This window comes from Agrobacterium sp. a22-2 (assembly GCF_012276985.1).
Lineage (GTDB): Bacteria > Pseudomonadota > Alphaproteobacteria > Rhizobiales > Rhizobiaceae > Allorhizobium.
The window spans coordinates 133,846-156,724 of record NZ_JAAXMM010000008.1 but is presented as its reverse complement, the minus strand read 5'-3'; the positions used below and the strand labels follow the sequence as shown (position 1 = coordinate 156,724).

Genomic DNA, 22,879 nt, shown 5'->3' with positions numbered 1-22,879 from the left:
CAGGTCCCGATGACAATTGCTCCCGATTTTTCCAAGACCGTCGATCCCGTCAAACTCGAAAAACTCGGCGAAGTGGCCGTAAAGGTCGGACTGCAGCTGCAGAAGGGCCAGGATCTGGTGATCACCGCTCCGCTGGCGGCCTTGCCGCTGGTCCGCCATATCACCAAACATGCCTATATCGCCGGGGCCGGCATCGTCACCACCTTCTATTCCGACGAGGAGACGACGCTTTCGCGTTATGCCCATGCGCCGGACGAGAGCTTCGACAAGGCATCGGGCTGGCTCTACGAAGGCATGGCGAAGGCCTATGCCGGCGGTGCGGCGCGGCTGGCGATTGCCGGCGACAATCCGATGCTTTTGTCGGGCCAGGACCCGGCCAAGGTGGCGCGCGCCAACAAGGCCAATTCGATTGCCTACAAGCCGGCGCTCGAATACATCTCCAACTTCGACATCAACTGGAATATCTGCTCCTATCCCAATCCGTCCTGGGCAAAGCTGGTCTTCCCGGATGTACCGGTGGAGATGGCGGTCGCCCAGCTGGCCGATGCGATCTTTGCGGCCTCGCGCGTCGACCAGGTCGATCCTGTCGCCGCCTGGCGCGAGCACAATGCCAATCTACGCCAGCGGTCCAGCTGGCTGAATGGCGAACGCTTCGCGGCCCTGCATTTCACCGGCCCCGGCACGGATCTGACGGTGGGTCTCGCCGATGGCCACGAATGGCACGGCGGTGCATCGGTCGCCAAGAATGGCGTGACCTGCAATCCCAATATTCCGACCGAGGAGGTCTTCACCACGCCGCATGCGCTGAAGGTCGAAGGCACGGTCTCCAGCACCAAGCCGCTGTCGCACCAGGGAACCTTGATCGACAATATCCAGGTGCGGTTCGAAGCGGGCCGGATCGTCCAGGCCAAGGCGTCGCGCGGCGAGGAAGTTCTGCTGAAGGTTCTTGATACGGATGAGGGCGCACGGCGGCTCGGCGAAGTGGCGCTGGTGCCCCATTCCTCGCCGATCTCGGCGTCGGGTATCCTGTTCTACAACACCCTGTTCGATGAGAATGCTTCCTGCCACATCGCGCTCGGCCAGTGCTATTCGAAGTGCTTCCTTGACGGAGCCTCGCTCAGCCAGGATCAGATCGCCGCGCAGGGCGGCAATTCCAGCCTGATTCATATCGACTGGATGATAGGCTCCGACAAGGTGGATATCGACGGTGTGCGGGCCGACGGATCGACTGTTCCCGTGATGCGCAAGGGCGAATGGGCCTGACATTGTCGAGGCGGCCGGCGGATATCCGCCGGCACCGGAGCATGCTTAAAGGTCAGATCAACGATAGTAGACAACCTTGCCGCCGTTGAGGGCTGTCTGGATCCCGATGACATTGTGGATAGCGATCTTACGCTGAGCAAGCGCTTCGCGCAGATGCGGGTCGTGGGCTGCTTCGGCCTGTGCCTCCGTGACGTCGGCTTTTGATGGATAGAGAACGAAAGACGGCATGCCGCTTTCATCGTTATGCCGCGACATGCCAAGCTGATGGGTCGTGACATTGTCGTTATAGATCTTGCCGAACAGGATGGTCGACAGCTGCGACTGGTCCGCCAGGACGGGAGCAGCACCGACCGTTGCCGTCAAGATTCCCGCCAGCACCGCAATAGTGGTTCGTTTCATGATGAAATCTCCTTGATATAGCAGACAGGACCAGCGGCCCTTTCATGTGACATAGGAATTTGATCGAACCTTTGAAAGGGCACGATCACTCATAACTATAGGATGCTGGCACCGTCGGCGGTACCCGATTCTTCACGCCCCGATTTCGGCCGGCGGCTGAAGACCAGGCTTTCCAATCCTCTGGGCAAACCAGACGCTGCCCAGCACGGCCACGAAGCCGGCGGCCTGCAGCAGGCTGAGATCCTGGCCAAGCAGAAGCAGGCCCAGAAGGGAGGCGACCAGAGGGCTTAGAAAGCCAAGCGATGCGGCAGCCGACGGCTCGATACGGGCCAAGCCGCGAAACCACAGGATATAGGTGAGCGCGCCGCCGATCAGGCCGAGATAGAGCAGCCCTGCGACATTGGCGAGACTAAGCGCCGGCAAGGGTGGCTCCAGCAAAAGGGCGAGCGGTACCAGCAGCAGGCCACCGGCTGTCATCTGCCAGGCTGTGAAGGCGAGGTTGGAGATCGGCGGCTTCCAGTGTCGGGTCAGCACCGTGCCAGCAGCCATGAAACCGGCGCCGGCGAGGCCCGCGGCAACGCCGACCGGATCAAGCGCGGCCCTGGGCGTCAGCACCAGAAGCGCGACACCCGAAAGGCCCGCCAATCCAGCGATCACCGCAAGCGGACGGATGGCCGTGTTCAGCACCAGCCGCGAAAGCCCGATCACAATCAATGGCTGCACGGCGCCGACAGTCGCCGCAACACCGCCTGGCAGCCGATAGGCCGAGACGAACAGCATGGCCCAGAACAGCGTAAAGTTCAGCGCGCCCAGCACAAAAACGCGAGGCCACCAATGTCCGGCGGGCAGTTGACGGACCAGCAGGAGCAATAGCAATCCGGCCGGCAGGGCTCTGAGCATGGCGACCGTCAGCGGGTATCCTGCCGGCAGCAAATGCGTCGTGACGATGTAGGTGCTGCCCCAAATGGCCGGCGCCAGGGCCGTGACGGCAACCGTCAGCGCATAATCCGAATTTATCTTCATGTCGATAATCTCTACCTCAAGATAAATATCTATACGCCGCATTTATCTTGACGTCAAGATTTCTGGTCCCTATCCATGAAGCATGAGTTCACAGATCGACCCGAAACCGGATGGTGTCGACCGCATCCTCGCCCAATGGCGGCGTGAGCGGCCGGACCTCGATGTCGATGCGATGGGTCTGTTCGGCCGGCTGTCGCGGCTGAAAACGCATCTGGGCCGCGAGATCGAAAAAGTGCTTCTGGCGCATGGGCTGAACTCCTCGAGCTTCGATGTGCTGGCAACGCTGCGTCGCTCCGGCGCGCCCTATGCGCTGTCACCCGGCGATCTGCTCGCCACGATGATGGTGAGTTCGGGCACCATGACCAACCGCATCGACCAGCTGGAAAAGGCCGGCTTCGTGCAACGGGTCACCCACCCGGAAGACCGGCGCAGCGTCTTGATCGCGCTCACCGACCGCGGCCTTGTCTGCGTCGAGCAGGCGGTAACGGCGCATGTGGCCAACCAGAACCGGCTGATCGAGGGCCTGGATCCGGCCGACAGGAGCGAACTTGATCGGTTGCTGCGGACCTATCTTGCCCATTTCGAATAGGTCATAGACGAGTGACGGCAGCCCGGACCGTGTCGATAAACCGCCGGCGTCCCCCGGCGGACACGCGGTCCATATCGTGCAGGCAGAGCATGCGGAAATCGACGTTCCTGGCGCAGAAGGTCGCGACGCCCCGCTTCAACAGCCGCTTGACCGGATTGCCCATGTAGAAATGGACGATCCACCAGGGCGAACCAGTGGTGGTTACCGCCCAGAAGGTCCTGACATGATCCAGCCGCGGGATCAGGCGGCCGCCATCCGCCGCGTGGTCGAAAGCGACACCGGGCACAAAAACCCGGTCGATGAAGCCCTTGAGGATTGCCGGAAGGTTAAACCACCATTGCGGAAAGACCAGGATCAGCCCGTCTGCGACCTGAAGCCGGGCGATAAGAGAGGACACGGCCGACGAGTCGTAGTCGGCGGTCATGTAGCTTGCCCGTTCGGCCGCTGTCAGGCGCGGGTCAAAATCCTCGGCATAGAGGTCGAGCAGATCGACCCGATGCCCGTGTGCCTCCAGTGTTTCGACAATGCTCCTCGCAAGAGCTGCCGCATAGCTGTCTGGGAGAGGATGGGCCAGAACCACGAGAAAATGGCGCCCTCCCATCAGAACAGGCTCCCCTGCCCGGCCGGCGGATCGGCTTTTTTCGAAGGCCTGGCGGCTGTGCCGGCCTTGGCAGCGCCGGGCATGCTGGCGGCCGGTGCCGGGCCATCAGCCCCTTTGGTTATGGCGGCGATGCGCCCGTCGGCGAATTCGATGGCGACAGCCATGCCGCTCTCCAAGGCGGCGGCCCGCGATACCGGGCGATCCTCGCCATCGCGCACCACGGCATAACCGCGCATCAGCACATTCTTGTAGGACAGCGACTGCAGCATGCGGTCATGGGCCGTCACCATCTGGCGGCGCTGGCGGGTTTCGCCGGCCATGGCGGCATCGGCGCGTTGCGCCAGGCTCGACAGCCGGTCGCGGGCCCTGCCAAGCTGCGAGGAGAGCCGCGACGGCAGGGCGCGAAGGGCCGCGTCAGCACCGTCGACGCGGGCCCGAAGCCGGCCGATCTGCCGTTCGATGATACGCTCGGCGGTGGCCGCACGCTCGTTCAGCCGCTGGCGACGCTCGATGATGCGCCGGGCCAGCATGTCGGGCGAGAGGCGCGCTGAGGCCCGCTCGAAGCTGCGGCGCTTGTTCATGGTGTTGAGTTCGAGGCTGCGCCCGAGCCCACCGGCCGCCTCGTCGAAACGCCGGCGCGGCAAAGCCAGCAACTGGTCGAGCGATGGCAGGGCGCGTGCCAGCGCCCGCAGGTTCTGGCGGCGCAGATCCATCTGCCGGCTTGAGGCACCCGACAGGCGAGCGGACAGATTGGCGATCTGCGCTTCGAGATCGGCTTTGACCGGCACCGCCATTTCGGCAGCACCGGTCGGTGTCGGCGCGCGCACATCGGCGGCGTAGTCGATCAGCGTCCAGTCGGTCTCGTGGCCGACGGCCGAGATCAGCGGAATGGTGCTGGCCGCTGCCGCCCTGACCACGGCTTCATCGTTGAAGCTCCAAAGGTCTTCGAGACTGCCGCCGCCGCGCGCCACGATCAGCACATCAGGCCGGGCGATCGGACCGCCAGGTTCAAGCGCATTGAAGCCCTGAATGGCATTGGCCACCTCGTCGCCCGAGCCCTCGCCCTGCACCTTGACCGGCCAGACCACGACATGCACGGGAAAGCGATCGGCGATGCGGTGCAGGATGTCGCGGATGACGGCACCGGTCGGCGAGGTGACCACGCCGATGACACGGGGCATGAAAGGCAGCAACTGCTTGCGCGCCGGATCGAACAAGCCTTCGGCGGTGAAGCGGCGCTTGCGTTCCTCGATCAGCGCCATCAGGGCGCCGGCACCGGCCGGCTCGATGGTTTCGATGACGATCTGGTATTTCGAGGACCCTGGGAAGGTGGTGATGCGGCCGGTGGCGATCACCTCCATGCCCTCTTCCGGGCGATGTTTCAGCTTGGAGAAGCTGCCCTTCCAGATCACCGCATCAATGCGAGACTTGTCGTCCTTCAGCGAAAAATAGGCATGGCCAGAAGAATGCGGACCGCGATAGCCGGAGATTTCGCCGCGCACCCGCACGTGGTCGAACGCGTTCTCGATCGTCCGCTTGATGGAGCCGGACAGTTCCGAGACGGTGAACTCGGCGACATTGGTGGGCGAATCATCGCTGAAGAAATTGGCCATGGGGTTTTGTAACCGATGCGCCGTCCGAGCGCAGCATGCGGCTTCCCTTCCCGTCAATTTTCAACGCGGTTTTCCCCCTTAGCTTTGGTGGAGCGATAATCGGCGAATGCAGACCGTCCAACCTCAAAGGAGTTGTCCATGACAGACCGATTTTCCAATGTTCAGCCATCCCTTGCCGGGCCGGCTTTTTCCGGTTTTCCGATCACCCCGGATGACAGCCTGGACCTGCCGGAAACCACGCGTGCCGTCTATGTCGGCCAGGGCGGTGACCTGGCCGTTGTGATGGCCTCCGGTGCCGCGCTGGTGCTCTCCGACGTTGCGGCCGGCAGCCTGCTGCCGATTCGGGTCAGCCGGGTGCTTGCGACCGGGACGACTGCCGGCCTCCTGGCAGGGCTCGTCTAGGGCAGCGATGATGCGCCATTGCGGGACAGTTCAGCAGCCATCATGCGTGCCGACTGTCCCGAGGGCTATCACCAAGTAAGCGGTCCGTTAATAAAACTGCCTTATTCTGCGCCCACAAGCATTACAAAGGAGCCGGCCGGATGATTTTTCTTACGGCTATGACAATCGGAATTGCCGCCGCCGCGATGCGTAGCGCCCTGACCATTGCCCTCGTCGCGGTGCTGATCGGCGCGACGTTTGCGCTGGCGGCTGCCCTGTCGAGCGGACCGGTGGCCTTATCGCCCCTGCTGATCGCCATAGCCGGCTATAATTTCGGCCTGCTCGACTTGGTGGTCGTTCTCTATTTCTTCCAGCGGCAACGCACAGCCTGAAGGTTAAATTCGGTCCTTCGCCCCCCTGACGGGGCCTTCGCCCGCTTTATTGGTTTGCCGGCGGTTTGACTGTGAAGATGGTCAGCCCTGAATTCTCGATGGCCGGCAAAGGCTGGAGATAGGCCGGGATATCTCCCCGTTTCAAGGCTGCATAGAGTCCATCCGGCTTCAGATTGACGATACGGCCGGTCTGTGGATCCGTCGGGCAGAAGGCGATGATGGACACGCCTGCGCCGCGGACAAAGGCTTCAGCCTCCTCAGGCGTGGCAAGGCCGATATGCAGTTCGGTCAGCATGCCGCCCTGGTTTCGGTGATAGGGTGCCGAAAGGGTACGATGATCGGTGAACCGCAGGATTGGGGCGCCGCTGCCGGAGGGTGCGGCGACGGTGCCGGCCGGCAGGTCGGCCAACTGCCGAAGTGCCTGCCCGGAAACGCAGTCGGCCTCGGTGGAGCCGGCGCTAAGCACCCGGCTCTCGCGGGCGCGATTGGCAAGACCGGCCGTGCCTTCCGCCAGAAAGACCCCGCCCAGCGCCCAGACCGGAGGCACGGCCATGAGAACGGTCATCACATAGGTAAAACCGGCGCTGAGGTCTTCCGGGTCCTCGGCCGCATGACGCCTGAGGTCGATGATCAGCAGGGACAGCGGCAAGACGGCCAGCAGATTGGAAAACACCGCGCCCCGGACCTGGACAAGGGCAATGACCCAGCACACCGAGATCAGCGCCAGCAGAATGACATGCAGTTCGGTGCGATCCCTGCGCAGGGCACGGAAAAGGCAGATCGCGATGCCGAACAGGCCAACGGCATAAAAGCCGCCGAGCGAACCTGGATCATGGCGGGCCTGACCGGCAATGTTCTGCGCCTCGGTCACGCCGCTCAGCCATAGGGTCACCAGCATCGGATCGAGATCGCTGAGCGGATTGCGCAAGCAATGGGGGGCAAGCACCAGAACCGAGGCGGCAAGCACCACGCCATCGACCAGCAGGATGGCAAATCGCGTGGTCCGTCCAAACCGGCTGGCGAAGATCGAGGAGAGAAACAGCAGTGAACCGCCGATCGCCGTCATGCCGTAATAGCCGAGAGAAAGGCTGTCGCAGGTGATGAACGTGTAGAGCCGCGGCGGCACTGTGCCGAAGAAGATCAGTGACACGACCAGCGAGAGCGTCAACGCGAAGGCGGCGGCCGCGACGCGGAAACGTTCGCCATGCCAGGCCCACTGTAAGGCGACGATCAGGCAGACAGCGGCCACCAGCGGCGTCGTTTCCGCGCCAATGGCCAGCGCCAGCGCGCAGGCCGCGCCCGCCAGACCAAAACTTGCGGCACGATAGGCGCCGTCGACCAGCATGGCGGCGATAAAGGCGACCAGCACGAGTTGAACATTGTGATGATCGATAGCGCCCGGCAGAAAGCGATTGGTTGTGATGATCAACAGGGCCGTCATGCCGAGCGCGACATGCATGACCTTGGGACCGCCGATGCGGAGCCCGGCCAGCGCCATGCTGGCCAGCAGCGGCGTGATCAGGAACAGAGGCCAGACCAGCAGCGCCGCTGCTTCGGCGCGCTCAGACGGCAGGAAAAAACCGAAGCCGCGGATCAGCCCGGCGATCGGCAGGTCGATCAGGCGGGACCAATGCATCAGCACACCGCCGTCGAGGCCAAGCCGGTACTGGGTCAGATCGAACCAGTTCTGGCCGGCCAGGAAGTCGCGCACCTCCACCAGTCGCATCGCATCGTCGTTGTCGACACCGACATAATCCCTTGCAAACGGCAGATTGAGGAGCGCAATCGCCAGGATGACGGCAAAGCAATAGAGGGGCACGACCAGCTCCGGGCGCGACCACAGGGGCCTGCTGCGCATTGGGCGCGCCAGTTTTTCCACCATAGACCCAGCTCCCGAACGTCACGAAGATAGTGCCGAACATCCCGTGGCGATATTTTTCCAATCCGGTCGGCACCTGAAACCTAGCCTTAACCTTATCAAGAAATAGTAAAGCCTCTCCGGCTCGTCTGTTGGGTCGGCCTGTCATCGTCGTTTCGAGTAAAGATCATGAGCGCAGCCGACTATCCTGATGTGGCCGTACTTCTGCCGTGCTTCAACGAAGCTTCGACCGTCGGTGCGGTGGTGCGCAGCTTTCGCGAAACGTTGCCGAATGCGCGGGTCTATGTCTACGACAACAACTCGACGGACGGAACGGCGCTGCAGGCCATGCTGGCTGGCGCCACCGTCGTGCGCGAACGCCGCCAGGGCAAAGGTCATGTAGTGCGCCGGATGTTCGCCGATATCGAGGCCGACATCTACCTGATGGCCGATGGCGACGGGACCTATGCGCCCGAGGACGCCGAAGACCTGATCCGCACGCTGCTGACCGAGCGCGCCGACATGGTGGTCGGAACGCGGCGCGGCGTGCATGACGATGCCGGACGCAATGGCCACGCCTTCGGCAACCGGCTGTTCAATCGGCTCTATCGCTTCCTGTTCGGCGCCGATTTCACCGATATCCTGTCCGGCTACCGCGCCTTTTCGCGCCGCTACGTGAAGAGCTTTCCGGCCGTGTCCGGCGGCTTCGAGATCGAGACGGAAATGTCGGTGCATGCCTCGCGCCTGAAATTGCCGGTCTGCGAGCTGGAGCTCGACTACGGCCGGCGGCCGGAAGGGTCCCATTCCAAGCTCTCGACCTTCAAGGATGGTGCAAAGATCCTGTGGATGTTCGCCATGCTGATGAAGGAAACGCGGCCTTTCGCGTTTTTCGGCGTGTTCGCCGCCGGCCTCCTTGCCGCCAGCCTGGTGTTCATGGCGCCGGTGCTGTTTGAATATTTCACCACGGGCCTCGTCAGCCGCATGCCGACATGGGTGTTCTCGATGGCGCTGATGATGATGTCGTTCCTGTTCTTCACGGCGGGAACGATCCTTGATTCCGTGGCGCGCTCGCGGGCCGAGCAGCTGCGCATTCACTACATGGCTCAGGCACCGGCCTTCACCCCTGCCAAAAAGCCTGTCGCGGCCAGCACTGCCGTCGGCAAAGCGCCAAAGCGACCCAAGGCCGACGCCGCCTGAGGGCATTTCCGATGCTGCGGTTCGCGATGTTTCTGTGCTTCGGCTTTGCCCTTGATGCAGGTCTGCTTCGGGGTCTCCTGTCGCTGAAACCTTTCGGGCCGATCACCGCCTGTCTTTTGTCGATGGCGGCCACGGTCGGCCTTTGCTGGCTGTTCTTTGGCCTGCTGCACGCCGGACAGGTCGCCGCCATCAGAGGTCAGGGCTTTCGCTACGCATCGGCAGGGCTGATCTCGGCGATCGTCAGCCTGCTGCTCTCGCTCGCACTGCTGACATCGCTGCCGACGATAAACCCGCTGACGGCCCAGGCCCTGTCGGGCCTGGCGGCGATCGCGTTCGGCCTGTTTGCCTATTCGCGTTTTCTGCGCAACCGCTGAAGGCGAACGATCTCAGACCGGCTCCCAGCCGTCCTTGTCGCTCGCCCTGTAGATGGCGTCGATGAAAGCCTGATTGGCCTTGGAATTCTCCAGCGTGACGATCTCCTGCGCCTCGCCCTGCGCCGCGCGGGCAAAGGCCTCGGCTTCGCGCTTGTACTGTCGGCTGTCCTGGAAGCGGAAGATCTGCGATTCCGTGTGCGAACGGTTGGAAAGCTCCAGCTCTTCCGCACCCCAACGGTCGGCATTGAAGGGTGAGCGCACTTCGATGAAGCCTTCGGTGCCGTGGAACACCATGGACTGGCGGTTGGCCATCTGGGTGGAGATGTAGAAACTCATTTCGAAATCGCCGAAATCGGCCTTGACGCTCGAATAGATGTCCGTGCCGAACTCCGGATCGCGCTCGGTGACGGCCTGGACCCGCAGTGGCTCCTGGCCGGTGGCAAAACGCGTAGTTATGGCCGGGTAGACGCCGATATCCGGCAGTCCGCCGCCGCCCAGTTCCGGCACGTTGCGCATATTGCCGGGATCGCGGTTGAAATAGGTGAATACGCCCTGCACATGGCGCAAGCGGCCAACGGCGCCAGCCTGCAACAGTTCGCGTACCTTGTGCCAGACGGGCGTATAGGTGACCATATAGGCCTCCGACACCAGCACCTTATTGCGGTCGCGGGCCGCGATCACCTGGTCGATATCGGAAGCCTTCAGAGCGATCGGCTTTTCGCAGAGCACGTGCTTGCCAGCATCAGCCGCCTTGATCGACCATTCGACATGCTGCGAGGTCGGTAGCGGGATATAGACAGCGTCGATCAGGTCGGAGGCCAGCATGTCCTCGTAGGAGCCGAAGGCGTGCGGCGCGCCGAAGCGGTCGGCCATGGCGCGGGCCTTGGCGATGTCGCGGCTGGCAACGGCGGTGACGACGCAGTTTTCGGCATCCTGAATGGCCGGAACGACGAGATCACGACCGATCTTGGCCGTCGACAGAATTCCAAAACGCAGCATAGGCTTCCTCCCACGAACTTTGGCCGGACATTAGGCGAAGGAGATGCGGCGTGCAATGCACAGCCGTTCGAACATCGCGCGCATTACATTTTCATTTTGGCCGAAAATGTCCCGTCTTCGTCCGGCTTCCTGCTTTTGCGCTTTGAACCAAGCCTTACATTGCCGTATCGTTTCAACACGCTGGAGAGCCCAAAATGTCCGCAGACAAATCCGCCCTGATCGTCATCGACGTGCAGGAATCCTTTCGCCAATGCCCATTCTGGACCAATGATGACCTTGCAGGCTTCGTCGAGAAGCAGCAGGCGCTGATCGACGGGGCGCGGGCCGCCGGCATCCCGGTCGTACAGGTTTTCCATGTCGACAGTGATGCCCCTTTCACGCTGGAAAGCGGTTTCGTGCGCACCCTGGCTGAACTTTCGGTGCCGGCCGATGTCACGTTCCACAAGAACGTGCATTCGGCGCTGATCGGCACCGGCCTTGAGGACTGGCTGCGTGAAAAAGGCATAGGCCGCCTGATCATCTCCGGCATCCGCACCGAACAATGCTGCGAGACGACCACCCGCAATGCGGCCGATATCGGCTTTACCGTGGATTTCGTCAGCGAGGCCATGCTGACCTTCCCCATGACCCATGCATCGGGCGTGACATTCTCGCCGAGCGACATCCGCACCCGAACAGAGCTGGTGCTGGAGGGCCGCTTTGCCCGGATCGCCACCGTCGAGGAGGCGCTGGCCGCCGGAAAGCTGGCCGCGTGACGCAACCGGACGGCCAGACGCCGGACGTCGTTCCGGTCTTCACGCTTCTGCCTCCGCAGGCCCTGCTGATCGACGTGGCGGGGCCAATGGAAGTGTTACGATATGCCAATGCCGAGCAGCAGGCGATCCGGTTCGACTGCCGTTACATTTCCGCGCAGCCGCGCCAGACAACCTCGATCGGGTTGATGCTGGATGGTCTGGAGCCGCTGCCGGATACCCTGCCGCCCGGCGCCATGCTGGTGATTTCCGGCAGTCTGTCGGTGGGACAGGAGGAACTCGGCACCGATCCGGAATTGCGCAGCCTGACCGCCTGGCTGTCGCGAGCGGTGACGGCCGACACGCGGCTCGTGACGATCTGTTCCGGCGCATTGCTGGCGGGTGCGGCCGGTCTGCTGGAGGGGCATGCCTGCACCACCCATGCCGAATGCATCGACGAGCTGAAGGCGCTCGCCCCGACCGCGCAGGTTCTGGAAAACCGGCTCTATGTCGAGGACGGCAATCGCCTTTCGAGCGCCGGCATTTCCACCGGCATTGACCTGATGCTGCATATCGTCTCGCGGCTGACCAGCGCCCAGGTTGCGCTGGCGATCGCCCGCAAGATGGTCATCTATCTGAGGCGCAGCGGGTCCGATCCGCAACTGTCGCCCTGGCTGTCGGGCCGCAACCATATCCATCCGGCCATTCACCGGGTGCAGGATGCCGTGATGGGCGATCCGGCGCGCGACTGGAGCCTTGGCGAACTGGCGCGCATCGCGGCACTCAGCGAACGGCACATGACGCGGCTGTTCCGTGAGCATACCGGCTTTGCGGTCACTGCCTATATCAACACGATCCGGATTGCGCTTGCCCGCGATCTGCTGTCCCAGAGCCGTTTCGACATGGAGAGCGTGGCCGAACGCGCCGGCTTTTCCTCGACCCGGCATTTGCGACGCGTGTGGTCCGAGCATCATGCGGCACCGCCGAGCCAGTATCGGCGCGACCATCGCCATGAGGCCTGAACCCATTCAAGGATTTGAATGGTCTATCACCGAACGGGTTGCTAGGGTCGGCCATCAATCGTCCCGTGACAGGCATTGCAAAAAGGAAACGACCCCATGCAGATGCGAGCCCTTGGCCGGACCGGCCTTTCCATTTCGCCTGTCGTGTTCGGCGGCAATGTGTTCGGCTGGACCGCCGACGAGAAGACGTCCTTTACGCTGCTCGACGCGTTTTTTGATGCCGGCTACAATGCCATCGATACGGCCGATGTCTATTCGGCCTGGGTCGATGGCCATGAAGGTGGCGAGAGTGAAACGATCATCGGCAAATGGCTGAAGCAGGGTTCGGTGGCACGCGACAAGGCTGTGATCGTCACTAAGGTCGGTTTCGACAACAGAGGCAAGGCAACAGGGCTTGGCAAGGACTGGATCGCCACGGCGGTCGAGGCCTCGTTGCGCCGTCTGCAGACCGACTACATCGACCTTTATCTGGCTCACAAGCCCGACCCGAACACGCCGCATGAGGACACGCTGGCCGCCTTTACCAGGCTGAAGGAACAGGGCAAGGTCCGCGCCATCGGCTGCTCCAATTATCCGGCCGACCTGCTGGCGGATAGTTTTGCAGCCGCCGCCAAGGCCGGCCTGCCGCGCTACGATGTCATCCAGCCGGAATACAATCTCTACACCCGCGACAAATTCGAAGGCCCACTGCGCGATCTGTGCATAAAGGAAGAGATCGGCGTGATCAGCTATTATGCGCTGGCGGCTGGCTTCCTGACCGGCAAATACCGCGAGATTGGCGATGCGGAGGGCAAGGCGCGCGGTTACCGGGTCGGCGACTACCTGAACGACAAGGGCCGCCGCATCCTCGCCGCCCTCGATCTCGTTGCCGTCGAAACCGGCACGACGCCGGCAACCGTTGCCATCGCCTGGGTGGCCGCCCGCCCCGGCATCACCGCGCCGATCGCCAGCGCCACCAGCCTTGGCCAGCTCGACGCGATGATCAAGGCGGGAACACTGACGCTATCGCCGCAGGCCATGACGCTTCTCAACGAAGCCGGCGCGTGAGGATACCATGACCCTGGACATTCGCGATCCTCTGCCCGGCGATGAGACCGATTGGCGCCGCCTGTGGGCCGGCTATCTCTCCTTCTACAAGGTGGATCTGGCCGAGCACATTACCGCCCACACCTGGTCGCGCATTCTCGACCCGCAGTCGCGCGTCGCCATGCGGCTGGCCTTCGTCGATGGCGAGATGGCCGGCTTTGCCATCCACCATTGGCACGATTCCACCTGGGAGATCACGCCGGACTGCTATCTGGAAGACCTCTATCTCGACGCCCGCTTCCGCGGCCAGGGTGTGGGCCGGGCGTTGATCGACGACCTCATCGCGCTTGGCAGGGCGAAGGGCTGGACACGGCTCTACTGGCACACCAACCACGACAATGCCACCGCCCGCAAACTCTACGACCGCTACACGCCGGCCGACGGGTTCGTGCGCTATCGGATAGAACTGGCCTGACCGGTCAGCCGCGGTAGCGGAAGAAATCCACGAAGGCCCGGAGCGCCGGGCGCATCTGGCGGCGTGACGGGTAATAGATATGGAAGCCGTCGAAGGGTGCGCACCAGTCGTCCAGCACCCGGATCAGGCGTCCGGTCTCCAGCTCGTCTGCGATCCGCTGATCGAACAGATAGGCAAGGCCGGCACCATTCAGGGTCGCTGCCAGGATCAGCCGGTCGTCGGACAGCACCAGCGGCCCGCCAACATCGACCACCAGCGCCTTGCCGTCCTTTTCGAATTCCCAGCGGTAGATCCGGCCGCTGGAAAAGCGCCGGCGAATGCAACGGTGGCCGATCAATTCGCGCGGATGGACGGGGCGGGAGTGGTGCTCGAAATAGCTGGGTGCGGCCACTACCGCGCCGCGCCACGGACCACTGGCCTTGACCGCAATCATGTCGGCCTCCAGATGCTCACCCAGTCGCAAGCCGGCATCGAAGCCCTGCGCGACGATATCGTCGAAGCTGTCATGGGACACCAGTTCGAGTTCGATCTCCGGATAAAGATTGAGGAAATCGCCGAGCCGCGGCGCGATCAGGTGTTCGACAGCCAGTCTTGGCAGGGTAATCCGCAAGGCGCCGGCCGGATGCTCCCGGCTTTCGGCAAGGGCTGCCAGCGCATCGTCGATATCGGCGAGCGCCGGCGACAGGGCATCGAGCAGGCGCCGGCCCTCCTCGGTCGGCGCGACGCTGCGCGTGGTGCGGGCCAGCAGCCGCACGCCGAGGCTTGCCTCCAGCGACGTCACGGCGTGGCTGACGGCGGACGGGGCGATGCCCAGTTCCTCGGCGGCCTTGCGAAAGCTGCGGCCCTCGGCCACGGCGGCCAGAACGGCGAGCTGCGAGAGTTGAATCCGGTTCATTGTTCTATTTGATAGAACAAGCCACGATCGATTGCACCTATTATCGCCGAGCTCCCGTCGCGCTATCTTGCCGTCATCGCCGTTGCCTATCAATAGTGGCAAGTGGCGATCGATAATGAGAGGTATAATTTCATGAAGACACGCAAACTCGGTTCAGAACTCACCGTATCCGCCCTTGGCCTTGGCTGCATGGGCATGAGCCACGGTTATACGCCGACCGGCGACGAGGCGGGATCGCTGGCAACACTTGCCCGCGCCGTCGAGCTTGGCGTCACCCTGTTCGACACCGCCGAAATCTACGGACCCTTCACCAACGAGATCCTGGTCGGCAAGGGTTTGAAGGCCTATCGCGACAAAGTGAAGATCGCCACCAAGTTCGGCTTCAGGATCAATGCTGCCAACCCGAATGACGCCAGCGGCGCCGGCACGGATTCTCGCCCCGAACATGTGCGCGAGGTGGCTGAGGCCTCGCTGAAGCGGCTTGGTATCGAGGTCATCGATCTCTTCTACCAGCACCGCGTCGATCCAGCCGTTCCGATCGAGGATACGGTCGGTGCCATGGCCGACCTGGTGCGCCAGGGCAAGGTGCGGGCGATCGGCCTTTCGGAGGCCAGTGCAGCAACGCTGCGGCGCGCCCACGCGGTGCATCCGATCGCCGCCATCCAGAGCGAATATTCGCTATGGACCCGCGATCCGGAAGAAAACGGCGTGCTCGACACCTGCCGCGAACTCGGCATCGGCTTCGTGCCCTTTTCGCCGCTGGGCCGCGGCGTGCTGACGGGCGCCCTGAAGACGCTGGACGGCATGGCCGACAACGACTTCCGCCGCTCGCTGCCACGTTTTCAGGCGGAGAATTTCGATGCCAACCTGGCGCTGATCACGGCACTGGAACAGATGGCGGCCGAGAAGGGCGTCACGCCCGGCCAGCTGGCCCTGGCCTGGGTGCTGGCCCAAGGCGACTTCATCGTGCCGATCCCCGGCACCACCAAGATCGCCAATCTGGAAAAGAACGTCGCCGCCGCCGATATCGTGCTGTCGACGGAGGAAGCGCAGGCGCTCGGCGACCTGTTGTCTCCGGCCAAGGTGGCGGGGGCGCGGTATCCGGAACGCATGGCGCAGATGGCGAACAAGTAACCGGCCTCTGTCCGCCGGCGCCGCCATTTTCAACGTCTCAGCCCCCTGCCGAAATGTAAACGGAAACGGTCGCGAATGACGCGGCCGTTTCCTATTGTTGAGGTGAAAGACACCGGCATTCAGGCGCGCAGGCTGCCGCCGGTGCTCTTTTCGACATTGCCGACGATCTTCTTGGTCAGCGCGTCGAAATCCTCGTCGGTCAGCGTCTTGTCGGCGGGCTGGATCAGGACTTCGATCGCCACCGATTTCTTGCCTTCGCCGACGGACGGGCCTTCGAAAATGTCGAAGACGTTGACGCCGGTCACCAGCTTGCGGTCGGCGGTGGTGGCCGCCTTGATGATCGCGCCGGCCTCGACCGTCTTGTCGACGACGAAGGCGAAGTCGCGCTTGACCATCTGGAACGGAGAAAGCTCCAGTGCCGGCTTGGTGCGGGTCGCCTTTTTCTTCGGCTCCTGCATGGCATCGAGATAGATCTCGAAGCCGCACAGCACACCGCTGATATCCAGCGTTTCCAAGGTTTTGGGATGGAATTCACCGAACGTGCCGAGCACGGTTTTCGGGCCCATCTTGATCGTGCCGGAGCGGCCGGGGTGATACCAGGCAGGCCCGCCCTGCTCGATCTGCACATTGGCCATCGGCAGGCCGCAGGCTTCGAGAACGGCAAGCGCATCGGCCTTGGCATCATAGACATCGACCGGCTTGCCGCCGCCCTTGGCGGCATTCGACCACATGCGGCCGGCGCCGCTGATCGAGGCCGTGCCACGGCGGATGCCGCCGGCAACGCGACGCTGGCCTTCCGGCCTGTCGCTCTCATAGGTGCCGGACACTTCGAAGATGGCCACATCGCCAAAGCCGCGATCGGCGTTGCGCTGGGCGGCTGTCAGCAGGCCAGGCAGAAGCGACGGTCGCATGTCGGACATGTCAGCAGCAATCGGATTGGCGAGCTTCAGCTCGGGCTTGCCGCCGCCGAACAGTTTTGCATGCGGCTCAGAAATAAAGGACCAGGTGACGGCTTCCAGCATGCCGCGGCTGGCGAGCGCCCGCTTGGCGCTGCGCGTGCGGATCTGCAGCGTGGTGAGGATCTTGCCATTGACCGTGCCCATGGCGGGCAGCGGTTCCGGCTTGATATGATCGACGCCGTGAATACGCATGACCTCTTCCACCAGGTCGGCCTTGCCGTCCACATCCGGGCGCCAGGACGGCACCGAGACCGAAACACGGTCCCCGTCACCGCTGACACCGAAGCCGAGGCCGGTCAGGATCTGGCGGCTCTCCTCGTCGGAAACGGTCAGGCCGGTCAGGCGCTTGACTTCGGAAAAGGGGAAGTCGACGATCTTCGGCTCAAAGCCTTCGTAGCCAACAACCTTCGCTTCGGCCGCCGTGCCGCCGCACATCTCCAGCACCAGCTCGGTGGTGCGCTCGAGGCCCGGCATCATATATTCCGGATCGACGCCACGCTCGAAGCGATAGCGCGCATCGGTGATGATGCCGTGGCTGCGGCCTGTTTTGGCAATGTTGATCGGATCCCAGAGTGCGGATTCGATCAGTACGTCGGTGGTGGTTTCGTCACAGCCGGAATGCTCGCCGCCCATGATGCCGCCGATCGATTCCAGGCCGTTATCGTCGGCAATGACAACATTGGCCGGGTTCAACGCATAGGTGCGGGTGTCGAGCGCCAGAATGGTTTCGCCTTCCCGCGCACGCCGCACGACCAGATCGCCCTTGACCTTGTTGGCGTCGAAGACATGCATCGGCCGGCCCTGGTCGAAGGTCATGTAATTGGTGACGTCGACCAGCGCCGAGATCGGACGAAGGCCGATGGCCAGCAGGCGCTGCTGCATCCATTTCGGGCTCGGGCCGTTCTTGACACCGCGCACCAGGCGATAGGCAAAGCCCGGGCAGAGCCTTTCGTCGTCCAGCACGATCTTGACCGTGACCGAAGTATCACCTTCGACCTTGAAGGACGGCGCCTTCGCCACCTTCAACCGGCCGAGGCCGGAGGCGGCCAGATCGCGGGCGATGCCGTAGATCGAGGTGCAGTCCGGACGGTTCGGCGTCAGGTTGATCTCGATGACCGGATCGTCAAGGCCGGCGTAGGACGCGAAGCTCGTGCCGACCGGCGCATCGGCGGGCAGGTCGATGATGCCATCATGATTGTCCGACATGTCGAGCTCCTTTTCCGAGCACATCATGCCGTGGCTTTCGACACCACGGATCTTGCCGACAGCGAGCGTCACGTCGATGCCCGGCACGTAAGTGCCCGGGCGGGCAAGCGCGCCGACCAGACCAGCACGGGCATTGGGCGCGCCGCAGACGATCTGCACCGGCTTGCCGTCACCGGCATCGACCATCAGAACCTTCAGGCGGTCCGCCTCCGGGTGTTTTTCGGCGGACAGGACCTTGGCGATCACGAACGGCTTGTAGGCCGCCTTGTCATCGACATGCTCGACCTCAAGGCCGATGGCGGTCAGCCGCGTGCAGATCTCGTCGAGCGTGGCATCGGTATCAAGGTGATCCTTGAGCCAGGAGAGGGTGAATTTCATTTCTTTATACTCCTTACGCGCTCAAGCCGCCGAACAAGGTCGGCATGTCGAGCGGACGGAAACCGTAGTGGCTCATCCAGCGGACATCGGCGTTGAAGAAATCGCGGAGATCCGGCATGCCGTATTTCAGCATGGCGATGCGGTCGAGGCCCATGCCCCAGGCAAAGCCCTGGTATTCGTCGGGGTCGAGGCCGCCGGCGCGCAGGACGTTCGGATGCACCATGCCGCAGCCGAGGATTTCCATCCAGTCGGTGCCTTCGCCGAACTTGACGATCGGGCCTGACGAGCGATCGCACTGGATGTCGACCTCGAAGCTCGGTTCGGTAAACGGGAAGAAGGACGGGCGGAAGCGCATCACGACATTGTCGACCTCGAAGAAGGCCTTGCAGAACTCCTCCAGAATCCAGCGCAGATGGCCGACATTGGCCGTCTTGTCGATGACCAGACCTTCGACCTGGTGGAACATCGGCGAATGGGTGGCGTCACTGTCCTGGCGATAGGTCTTGCCGGGAATGACAATGCGGATCGGCGGCTTCTGCGCTTCCATGGTGCGCACCTGCACAGGCGAGGTATGGGTGCGCAGCACCTTGCGCTCGCCGTTTTCGTCAGGGGCCAGGAAGAACGTGTCGTGCATCTCGCGGGCGGGATGGCCCTCCGGGAAATTCAGCGCGGTGAAATTGTAATAATCGGTCTCGATATCCGGGCCTTCGGCGATCGAGAAGCCCATGTCGGCGAAGATGGCGGTGATCTCATCGACGATCTGGCTGATCGGGTGGATGCGGCCGCGCTCGGCCGGCGAGGAGCGAACCGGCAGGCTGACATCCAGCGTCTCGGCTTTCAGGCGCGCGGTGATCGCGGCATCCTTGAGGTCCGCCTTGCGCTCCGTAATCACGTCGGTGATCTCGGTCTTCAGCGCGTTGATGGCGGCACCTCGGGTCTGGCGCTCTTCGGCGCTCATCGTGCCCAGCGTCTTCAGGAGTTCGGAGACCGAGCCCTTCTTGCCGAGAGCGGCGACGCGAACCGCTTCGATGCCCGCTTCATCCGCCGCTGCCGTAATGTCGGCGAGGAGCGCCGTCTTCAATTGATCCAGATCGGACATGTTCGTCTTTCCTGCCCTTGTTCCGCAACCGGATCTAATGCCCGGCTCATGACGCTGCAATGAAAAAACCCGCGCCAGTTCTCCCAGCGCGGGTTTCCCAATACCAAATTCAGTTTGGGACGCGCTGATTACCTTACAGCGGTTTCAAACTCGTTGGCGGTGCCGGCATCCTTGAGATACACGAGAGCCTTCTTGGAGGCAGCCACCAGGGCGCCGAAAGCTTCCGGCTCATGGATGGCCATGTCCGACAGGACCTTGCGGTCGACTTCGATGCCGGACTTGTTCAGGCCGTCGATGAAACGGCCGTAGGTCAGGCCGTGTTCGCGGACAGCCGCGTTGATACGCTGGATCCACAGAGCGCGGAAGTTGCGCTTGTTGACCTTGCGGTCGCGGTAGGCGAATGCCTTCGAACGATCCACGGCAGCCTTGGCGGCCCGGATGGTGTTCTTGCGGCGGCCGTAGAAACCCTTGGCTGCCTTGAATACTTTGTTGTGCTTGGCGCGGGAAGTTACGCCACGTTTTACGCGTGCCATGTCATGATCTCCTTAATGATCCAAAAAGCCTTGAGTCTCAGAGACCGTTGGGCAGGTAGTTCTTGATGACCTTCTTGCCATCCGGTTCGGCGAGAACCATCGTGCCGCGAGCGTCACGAATGAACTTGTTGGACCGCTTGATCATGCCGTGGCGCTTGCCAGCGGCGGCTGCGAGGACTTTGCCGGTCGCGGTGATCTTGAACCGCTTCTTGGCAGCCGATTTCGTCTTCATCTTGGGCATTTTGCTACTCCATTTTTCTTGTATCGAAACAGGCAGACGAATGCCCGTTTTCAAGCATAAAGAACGGCCACGGCATGCCCTGCCGGACCGTTCGGACGGGCGCTTATAACCGCAGTCGGTTAAAAGCGCAACGGGTATCGCGGGAATCTTGCCCCGAAAGGCAGGCGCTCCGGGTCACTGCCCAATCGCCGGCGACAAAAGTCGACCTGCGAAGAGCATACTGGCGTCACTTGGGCGCCAGCACCATCATCATCTGGCGGCCTTCGAGCTTGGGCTCGGCTTCCACCTTGGCAATTTCTACCGTGTCTTCCTTGACCTGCAGCAGCAGCTTCATGCCGAGTTCCTGGTGCGCCATTTCGCGACCACGGAACTTCAACGTGACCTTGACCTTGTCGCCGTCTTCGAAGAAGCGGTTCATCGCCTTCATCTTCACCTCGTAGTCGTGGGTGTCGATATTGGGACGCATCTTGATTTCTTTGACTTCGACGATCTTCTGCTTCTTGCGGGCTTCGGCGGCCTTTTTCTGGGTGGCGTATTTCAGCTTGCCCAGGTCCAGGATCTTGCAAACCGGCGGCTCAGCATTCGGCGAGATTTCAACCAGATCCAGGCCCGCGTCCTCGGCCATTTTCAGGGCCTCGTCGGTCGCGATCACACCGATATTCTGGCCTTCTGCATCGATAAGCTGGACTCTGGGAATTCTGATTTCCCGGTTGGAGCGCGGCCCGTCCTTGGTGGGGGCGTCGGCTTTGAAAGGTCTGCGAATGGTCGTATTCTCCTCAACTGTTTCGAATGGCCGCAAGGGTCGGCGGCCCTGACTTAGGCAATTTTCCGGCAATGTGGCTATTGCTGCGGCGTAGTCAATAGCATGTCTATTTGAAAAAATCACCTGCTGTGCGTACTCGAACGAATCTGTTTTATAAAAATCGTCCCCTATCGGAGTGCCATATGTCCGCAAATCCATCCGAAACGCCGCCGAACTTCATTTCCGTCGGCGAAAATGCCGAAAGCCGGGAGATCGCCGTACTGCTGCGCGCGGACACGTCGGCGCAGAGCCGTCCGGCTCTGATGTGGCTCGGCGGCTACCGGTCGGACATGAGCGGCACCAAGGCGGTCGAGATGGAGGCGCTTGCCGCAGAGCTCGGCTGCGCGTCGATCCGCTTTGATTACTCCGGCCATGGCGTGTCGGGCGGCGAATTCCGGCTTGGCACCATTTCGCGCTGGCTGGAGGAGGCCATGGCCGTGCTTGATCATGCAGGTCCCAAGCGCGTCGTGCTCGTCGGGTCCTCCATGGGCGGCTGGGTGGCGCTGCGACTGATCCAGGAGTTGAAACGACGCGGCACGGGACCCGAAGTGGCCGGCCTGGTGCTGATCGCCCCCGCACCCGATTTTACCTGCGACCTGATCGAACCGCATCTGACCGCCGTCGAACGCGCCTCGCTCGAGGAGCGCGGATACTTCGAAGAGCCGTCCGAATATAGTTCCGATCCCAATATTTTCACGCGTGCGCTGATCGAGGACGGTCGACAAAACCGCGTTCTCACCGGAATCATCGATACCGGCTGCCCCGTGCATATCCTGCAGGGCATGATGGACAGAGATGTGCCGTTCGCCCATGCCTTGAAACTGATGGAGCACCTGCCGGTCAACGACGTGACCCTGACGCTCATTCGCGATGGCGATCATCGCCTCTCGCGACCGCAGGATATCGAGCGGATGCGGGCCGCGATCACGGCGCTCGCCTTGGCCTGATCGGTCGCATCTTAACCATAGCGGACAATTGAACGGTGCCCCGGCACGCCGAAGATTGACTCTCACCCCCGATAGATCTTAACTCTTTGTTAAGGATATAGGGGACGAGTTCATGATGAACAGGTCACGCGTGCTGGCTTTGGTGCTGGCCGGATTTGCGCTTTTTGCGCCCGAGACAGGCGCAATGTCGGCGCAAAATGGACCACAGGCCATGGCGACGGGCAGCGTGACGTCGCAGCCTATCGGCCATTACGAATTCTGCCGCGTGTATAAAGACGAATGCGCCGTTCGCACCAAGTTGCAGCCGGCACCGCGACTGACGCCGCATGGCTGGACCATGGTTCAGGTCATCAACGGCGACGTCAACAGGGCCATCATTCCGATGACGGACCGCGAAATCTTCGGCCGCGAAGAGGTCTGGGCCTATCCGACCGAGGTCGGCGATTGCGAAGACTTCGTCCTGTTGAAGCGCAAAAAGCTGATGGAAGCCGGCTTTTCGCCCGCCGACCTGCTGATCACCGTCGTGCGCAAGCCGGATGGCGAGGGCCATGCCGTGTTGACGTTGCGGACCTCTCAGGGCGACTTCATCCTCGACAATCTGGTCGACGACGTGAAGCTGTGGGCAGACACGCCCTATACCTATCTCAAGCGCCAGGCGAGCTTCGATAGCGGCCGCTGGGTCACCATCGAGAACGGCCGCGACGTTCTGGTCGGTGCTTTGAAGTGATCCGGTTTTCCAGCA

The 22,879-nt window shown here is 62.4% G+C and carries 25 protein-coding genes; 13 read left to right on the top strand and 12 right to left on the bottom strand.

The window, feature by feature from the left end; genetic code table 11:
* Window positions 1-9 precede the first annotated feature (9 nt).
* Window positions 10-1,263 carry an aminopeptidase gene (locus tag HFC70_RS14250; RefSeq protein ID WP_168473922.1) on the top strand — a complete coding sequence of 418 codons (1,254 nt, stop codon included), beginning with the start codon at window positions 10-12 and terminating at the stop codon, window positions 1,261-1,263.
* Between the two features lie 57 nt (window positions 1,264-1,320).
* On the opposite strand, the gene HFC70_RS14245 is transcribed toward HFC70_RS14250, so the two are convergent.
* Window positions 1,321-1,662, bottom strand: a complete 342-nt coding sequence (locus tag HFC70_RS14245) for a hypothetical protein (RefSeq protein ID WP_168473921.1) — start codon at window positions 1,660-1,662, stop codon at window positions 1,321-1,323.
* A 132-nt stretch (window positions 1,663-1,794) separates the two neighbouring features.
* Window positions 1,795-2,685: an EamA family transporter gene (locus tag HFC70_RS14240; protein ID WP_168473920.1), complete on the bottom strand. Its 891-nt coding sequence runs from the start codon at window positions 2,683-2,685 to the stop codon at window positions 1,795-1,797.
* Window positions 2,686-2,767: 82 nt separating this feature from the next.
* On the opposite strand from HFC70_RS14240, the gene HFC70_RS14235 reads away from it, so the two are divergent.
* Window positions 2,768-3,274: a MarR family winged helix-turn-helix transcriptional regulator gene (locus HFC70_RS14235; protein WP_168473919.1), complete on the top strand. Its 507-nt coding sequence runs from the start codon at window positions 2,768-2,770 to the stop codon at window positions 3,272-3,274.
* A gap of 1 nt (window position 3,275) precedes the next feature.
* Here HFC70_RS14235 and HFC70_RS14230 read toward each other — a convergent pair whose 3' ends face one another.
* Window positions 3,276-3,875, bottom strand: a complete 600-nt coding sequence (locus HFC70_RS14230; protein ID WP_168473918.1) for an NAD(P)H-dependent oxidoreductase — start codon at window positions 3,873-3,875, stop codon at window positions 3,276-3,278.
* A complete protein-coding gene (gene xseA, locus HFC70_RS14225; RefSeq protein ID WP_168473917.1) occupies window positions 3,875-5,488 on the bottom strand; it encodes an exodeoxyribonuclease VII large subunit in 1,614 nt (537 codons plus the stop codon). The genes HFC70_RS14230 and xseA overlap by 1 nt, the downstream gene beginning before the upstream one ends.
* A gap of 138 nt (window positions 5,489-5,626) precedes the next feature.
* Here xseA and HFC70_RS14220 point away from each other — a divergent pair, with 138 nt between their 5' ends.
* Window positions 5,627-5,890 carry a hypothetical protein gene (locus HFC70_RS14220; RefSeq protein WP_168473916.1) on the top strand — a complete coding sequence of 88 codons (264 nt, stop codon included), beginning with the start codon at window positions 5,627-5,629 and terminating at the stop codon, window positions 5,888-5,890.
* Window positions 5,891-6,030: 140 nt separating this feature from the next.
* A complete protein-coding gene (locus HFC70_RS14215; RefSeq protein ID WP_168473915.1) occupies window positions 6,031-6,261 on the top strand; it encodes a hypothetical protein in 231 nt (76 codons plus the stop codon).
* Window positions 6,262-6,307: 46 nt separating this feature from the next.
* Here the strand turns inward: HFC70_RS14215 and HFC70_RS14210 are convergent, their stop codons facing one another.
* Window positions 6,308-8,119, bottom strand: coding sequence for a hypothetical protein (locus tag HFC70_RS14210; protein WP_246735789.1), 1,812 nt, complete (start codon window positions 8,117-8,119; stop codon window positions 6,308-6,310).
* 189 nt (window positions 8,120-8,308) lie between these two features.
* Here HFC70_RS14210 and HFC70_RS14205 point away from each other — a divergent pair, with 189 nt between their 5' ends.
* The gene (locus HFC70_RS14205) at window positions 8,309-9,316 is read left to right on the top strand and encodes a glycosyltransferase (protein WP_168473913.1); all 1,008 of its coding nucleotides are present in this window, start codon (window positions 8,309-8,311) and stop codon (window positions 9,314-9,316) included.
* Window positions 9,317-9,327: 11 nt separating this feature from the next.
* Complete coding sequence (locus tag HFC70_RS14200; RefSeq protein WP_168473912.1) at window positions 9,328-9,690, top strand: GtrA family protein; 363 nt, start codon at window positions 9,328-9,330, stop codon at window positions 9,688-9,690.
* 12 nt (window positions 9,691-9,702) lie between these two features.
* On the opposite strand, the gene HFC70_RS14195 is transcribed toward HFC70_RS14200, so the two are convergent.
* On the bottom strand, window positions 9,703-10,689 hold the full coding sequence (locus HFC70_RS14195) for a Gfo/Idh/MocA family protein (RefSeq protein WP_168473911.1): 987 nt from the start codon (window positions 10,687-10,689) through the stop codon (window positions 9,703-9,705).
* A 194-nt stretch (window positions 10,690-10,883) separates the two neighbouring features.
* Here HFC70_RS14195 and HFC70_RS14190 point away from each other — a divergent pair, with 194 nt between their 5' ends.
* The 4 genes from HFC70_RS14190 (at window position 10,884) to HFC70_RS14175 (ending at window position 13,943) form a co-directional block, all read left to right on the top strand.
* The gene (locus HFC70_RS14190; protein ID WP_168473910.1) at window positions 10,884-11,444 is read left to right on the top strand and encodes an isochorismatase family protein; all 561 of its coding nucleotides are present in this window, start codon (window positions 10,884-10,886) and stop codon (window positions 11,442-11,444) included.
* On the top strand, window positions 11,441-12,442 hold the full coding sequence (locus HFC70_RS14185; RefSeq protein ID WP_368669651.1) for a GlxA family transcriptional regulator: 1,002 nt from the start codon (window positions 11,441-11,443) through the stop codon (window positions 12,440-12,442). The genes HFC70_RS14190 and HFC70_RS14185 overlap by 4 nt, the downstream gene beginning before the upstream one ends.
* 96 nt (window positions 12,443-12,538) lie before the next feature.
* Entirely contained in the window at window positions 12,539-13,489 is a 951-nt protein-coding gene (locus HFC70_RS14180) for an aldo/keto reductase (RefSeq protein WP_168473909.1), read from the top strand.
* A gap of 7 nt (window positions 13,490-13,496) precedes the next feature.
* Window positions 13,497-13,943, top strand: a complete 447-nt coding sequence (locus HFC70_RS14175; RefSeq protein ID WP_168473908.1) for a GNAT family N-acetyltransferase — start codon at window positions 13,497-13,499, stop codon at window positions 13,941-13,943.
* A gap of 4 nt (window positions 13,944-13,947) precedes the next feature.
* Here the strand turns inward: HFC70_RS14175 and HFC70_RS14170 are convergent, their stop codons facing one another.
* Window positions 13,948-14,838: a LysR family transcriptional regulator gene (locus HFC70_RS14170; protein WP_168473907.1), complete on the bottom strand. Its 891-nt coding sequence runs from the start codon at window positions 14,836-14,838 to the stop codon at window positions 13,948-13,950.
* 132 nt (window positions 14,839-14,970) lie between these two features.
* Here HFC70_RS14170 and HFC70_RS14165 point away from each other — a divergent pair, with 132 nt between their 5' ends.
* Complete coding sequence (locus tag HFC70_RS14165) at window positions 14,971-15,972, top strand: aldo/keto reductase (protein WP_168473906.1); 1,002 nt, start codon at window positions 14,971-14,973, stop codon at window positions 15,970-15,972.
* Between the two features lie 119 nt (window positions 15,973-16,091).
* On the opposite strand, the gene pheT is transcribed toward HFC70_RS14165, so the two are convergent.
* From pheT to infC, 5 genes are all read right to left on the bottom strand, one after another.
* Entirely contained in the window at window positions 16,092-18,515 is a 2,424-nt protein-coding gene (pheT, locus tag HFC70_RS14160; RefSeq protein ID WP_168473905.1) for a phenylalanine--tRNA ligase subunit beta, read from the bottom strand.
* A 13-nt stretch (window positions 18,516-18,528) separates the two neighbouring features.
* Entirely contained in the window at window positions 18,529-19,614 is a 1,086-nt protein-coding gene (pheS, locus tag HFC70_RS14155) for a phenylalanine--tRNA ligase subunit alpha (RefSeq protein WP_168473904.1), read from the bottom strand.
* A 128-nt stretch (window positions 19,615-19,742) separates the two neighbouring features.
* Window positions 19,743-20,147 carry a 50S ribosomal protein L20 gene (gene rplT / locus HFC70_RS14150; protein WP_168473903.1) on the bottom strand — a complete coding sequence of 135 codons (405 nt, stop codon included), beginning with the start codon at window positions 20,145-20,147 and terminating at the stop codon, window positions 19,743-19,745.
* Between the two features lie 37 nt (window positions 20,148-20,184).
* On the bottom strand, window positions 20,185-20,388 hold the full coding sequence (gene rpmI / locus HFC70_RS14145) for a 50S ribosomal protein L35 (RefSeq protein WP_054151415.1): 204 nt from the start codon (window positions 20,386-20,388) through the stop codon (window positions 20,185-20,187).
* A gap of 226 nt (window positions 20,389-20,614) precedes the next feature.
* Window positions 20,615-21,151: a translation initiation factor IF-3 gene (gene infC / locus HFC70_RS14140; RefSeq protein ID WP_168474028.1), complete on the bottom strand. Its 537-nt coding sequence runs from the start codon at window positions 21,149-21,151 to the stop codon at window positions 20,615-20,617.
* 182 nt (window positions 21,152-21,333) lie between these two features.
* Here infC and HFC70_RS14135 point away from each other — a divergent pair, with 182 nt between their 5' ends.
* Together HFC70_RS14135 and HFC70_RS14130 are read left to right on the top strand one after the other, a co-directional pair.
* The gene (locus HFC70_RS14135; RefSeq protein WP_168473902.1) at window positions 21,334-22,137 is read left to right on the top strand and encodes a carboxylesterase; all 804 of its coding nucleotides are present in this window, start codon (window positions 21,334-21,336) and stop codon (window positions 22,135-22,137) included.
* 184 nt (window positions 22,138-22,321) lie between these two features.
* A complete protein-coding gene (locus HFC70_RS14130) occupies window positions 22,322-22,864 on the top strand; it encodes a transglutaminase-like cysteine peptidase (RefSeq protein WP_246735803.1) in 543 nt (180 codons plus the stop codon).
* Window positions 22,865-22,879: the final 15 nt, after the last annotated feature.

Excerpts from the sequence above, each read along its gene's own strand:
- HFC70_RS14250 (WP_168473922.1), top strand. The coding sequence starts at position 10 with ATGACAATTGCTCCCGATTTTTCCAAGACCGTCGATCCCGTCAAACTC.
- HFC70_RS14245 (WP_168473921.1), bottom strand. The coding sequence starts at position 1,662 with ATGAAACGAACCACTATTGCGGTGCTGGCGGGAATCTTGACGGCAACG.
- HFC70_RS14240 (WP_168473920.1), bottom strand. The coding sequence starts at position 2,685 with ATGAAGATAAATTCGGATTATGCGCTGACGGTTGCCGTCACGGCCCTG.
- HFC70_RS14235 (WP_168473919.1), top strand. The coding sequence starts at position 2,768 with ATGAGTTCACAGATCGACCCGAAACCGGATGGTGTCGACCGCATCCTC.
- HFC70_RS14230 (WP_168473918.1), bottom strand. The coding sequence starts at position 3,875 with ATGGGAGGGCGCCATTTTCTCGTGGTTCTGGCCCATCCTCTCCCAGAC.
- xseA (WP_168473917.1), bottom strand. The coding sequence starts at position 5,488 with ATGGCCAATTTCTTCAGCGATGATTCGCCCACCAATGTCGCCGAGTTC.
- HFC70_RS14220 (WP_168473916.1), top strand. The coding sequence starts at position 5,627 with ATGACAGACCGATTTTCCAATGTTCAGCCATCCCTTGCCGGGCCGGCT.
- HFC70_RS14215 (WP_168473915.1), top strand. The coding sequence starts at position 6,031 with ATGATTTTTCTTACGGCTATGACAATCGGAATTGCCGCCGCCGCGATG.
- HFC70_RS14210 (WP_246735789.1), bottom strand. The coding sequence starts at position 8,119 with ATGCGCAGCAGGCCCCTGTGGTCGCGCCCGGAGCTGGTCGTGCCCCTC.
- HFC70_RS14205 (WP_168473913.1), top strand. The coding sequence starts at position 8,309 with ATGAGCGCAGCCGACTATCCTGATGTGGCCGTACTTCTGCCGTGCTTC.
- HFC70_RS14200 (WP_168473912.1), top strand. The coding sequence starts at position 9,328 with ATGCTGCGGTTCGCGATGTTTCTGTGCTTCGGCTTTGCCCTTGATGCA.
- HFC70_RS14195 (WP_168473911.1), bottom strand. The coding sequence starts at position 10,689 with ATGCTGCGTTTTGGAATTCTGTCGACGGCCAAGATCGGTCGTGATCTC.
- HFC70_RS14190 (WP_168473910.1), top strand. The coding sequence starts at position 10,884 with ATGTCCGCAGACAAATCCGCCCTGATCGTCATCGACGTGCAGGAATCC.
- HFC70_RS14180 (WP_168473909.1), top strand. The coding sequence starts at position 12,539 with ATGCAGATGCGAGCCCTTGGCCGGACCGGCCTTTCCATTTCGCCTGTC.
- HFC70_RS14175 (WP_168473908.1), top strand. The coding sequence starts at position 13,497 with ATGACCCTGGACATTCGCGATCCTCTGCCCGGCGATGAGACCGATTGG.
- HFC70_RS14170 (WP_168473907.1), bottom strand. The coding sequence starts at position 14,838 with ATGAACCGGATTCAACTCTCGCAGCTCGCCGTTCTGGCCGCCGTGGCC.
- HFC70_RS14165 (WP_168473906.1), top strand. The coding sequence starts at position 14,971 with ATGAAGACACGCAAACTCGGTTCAGAACTCACCGTATCCGCCCTTGGC.
- pheT (WP_168473905.1), bottom strand. The coding sequence starts at position 18,515 with ATGAAATTCACCCTCTCCTGGCTCAAGGATCACCTTGATACCGATGCC.
- pheS (WP_168473904.1), bottom strand. The coding sequence starts at position 19,614 with ATGTCCGATCTGGATCAATTGAAGACGGCGCTCCTCGCCGACATTACG.
- rplT (WP_168473903.1), bottom strand. The coding sequence starts at position 20,147 with ATGGCACGCGTAAAACGTGGCGTAACTTCCCGCGCCAAGCACAACAAA.
- rpmI (WP_054151415.1), bottom strand. The coding sequence starts at position 20,388 with ATGCCCAAGATGAAGACGAAATCGGCTGCCAAGAAGCGGTTCAAGATC.
- HFC70_RS14135 (WP_168473902.1), top strand. The coding sequence starts at position 21,334 with ATGTCCGCAAATCCATCCGAAACGCCGCCGAACTTCATTTCCGTCGGC.
- HFC70_RS14130 (WP_246735803.1), top strand. The coding sequence starts at position 22,322 with ATGTCGGCGCAAAATGGACCACAGGCCATGGCGACGGGCAGCGTGACG.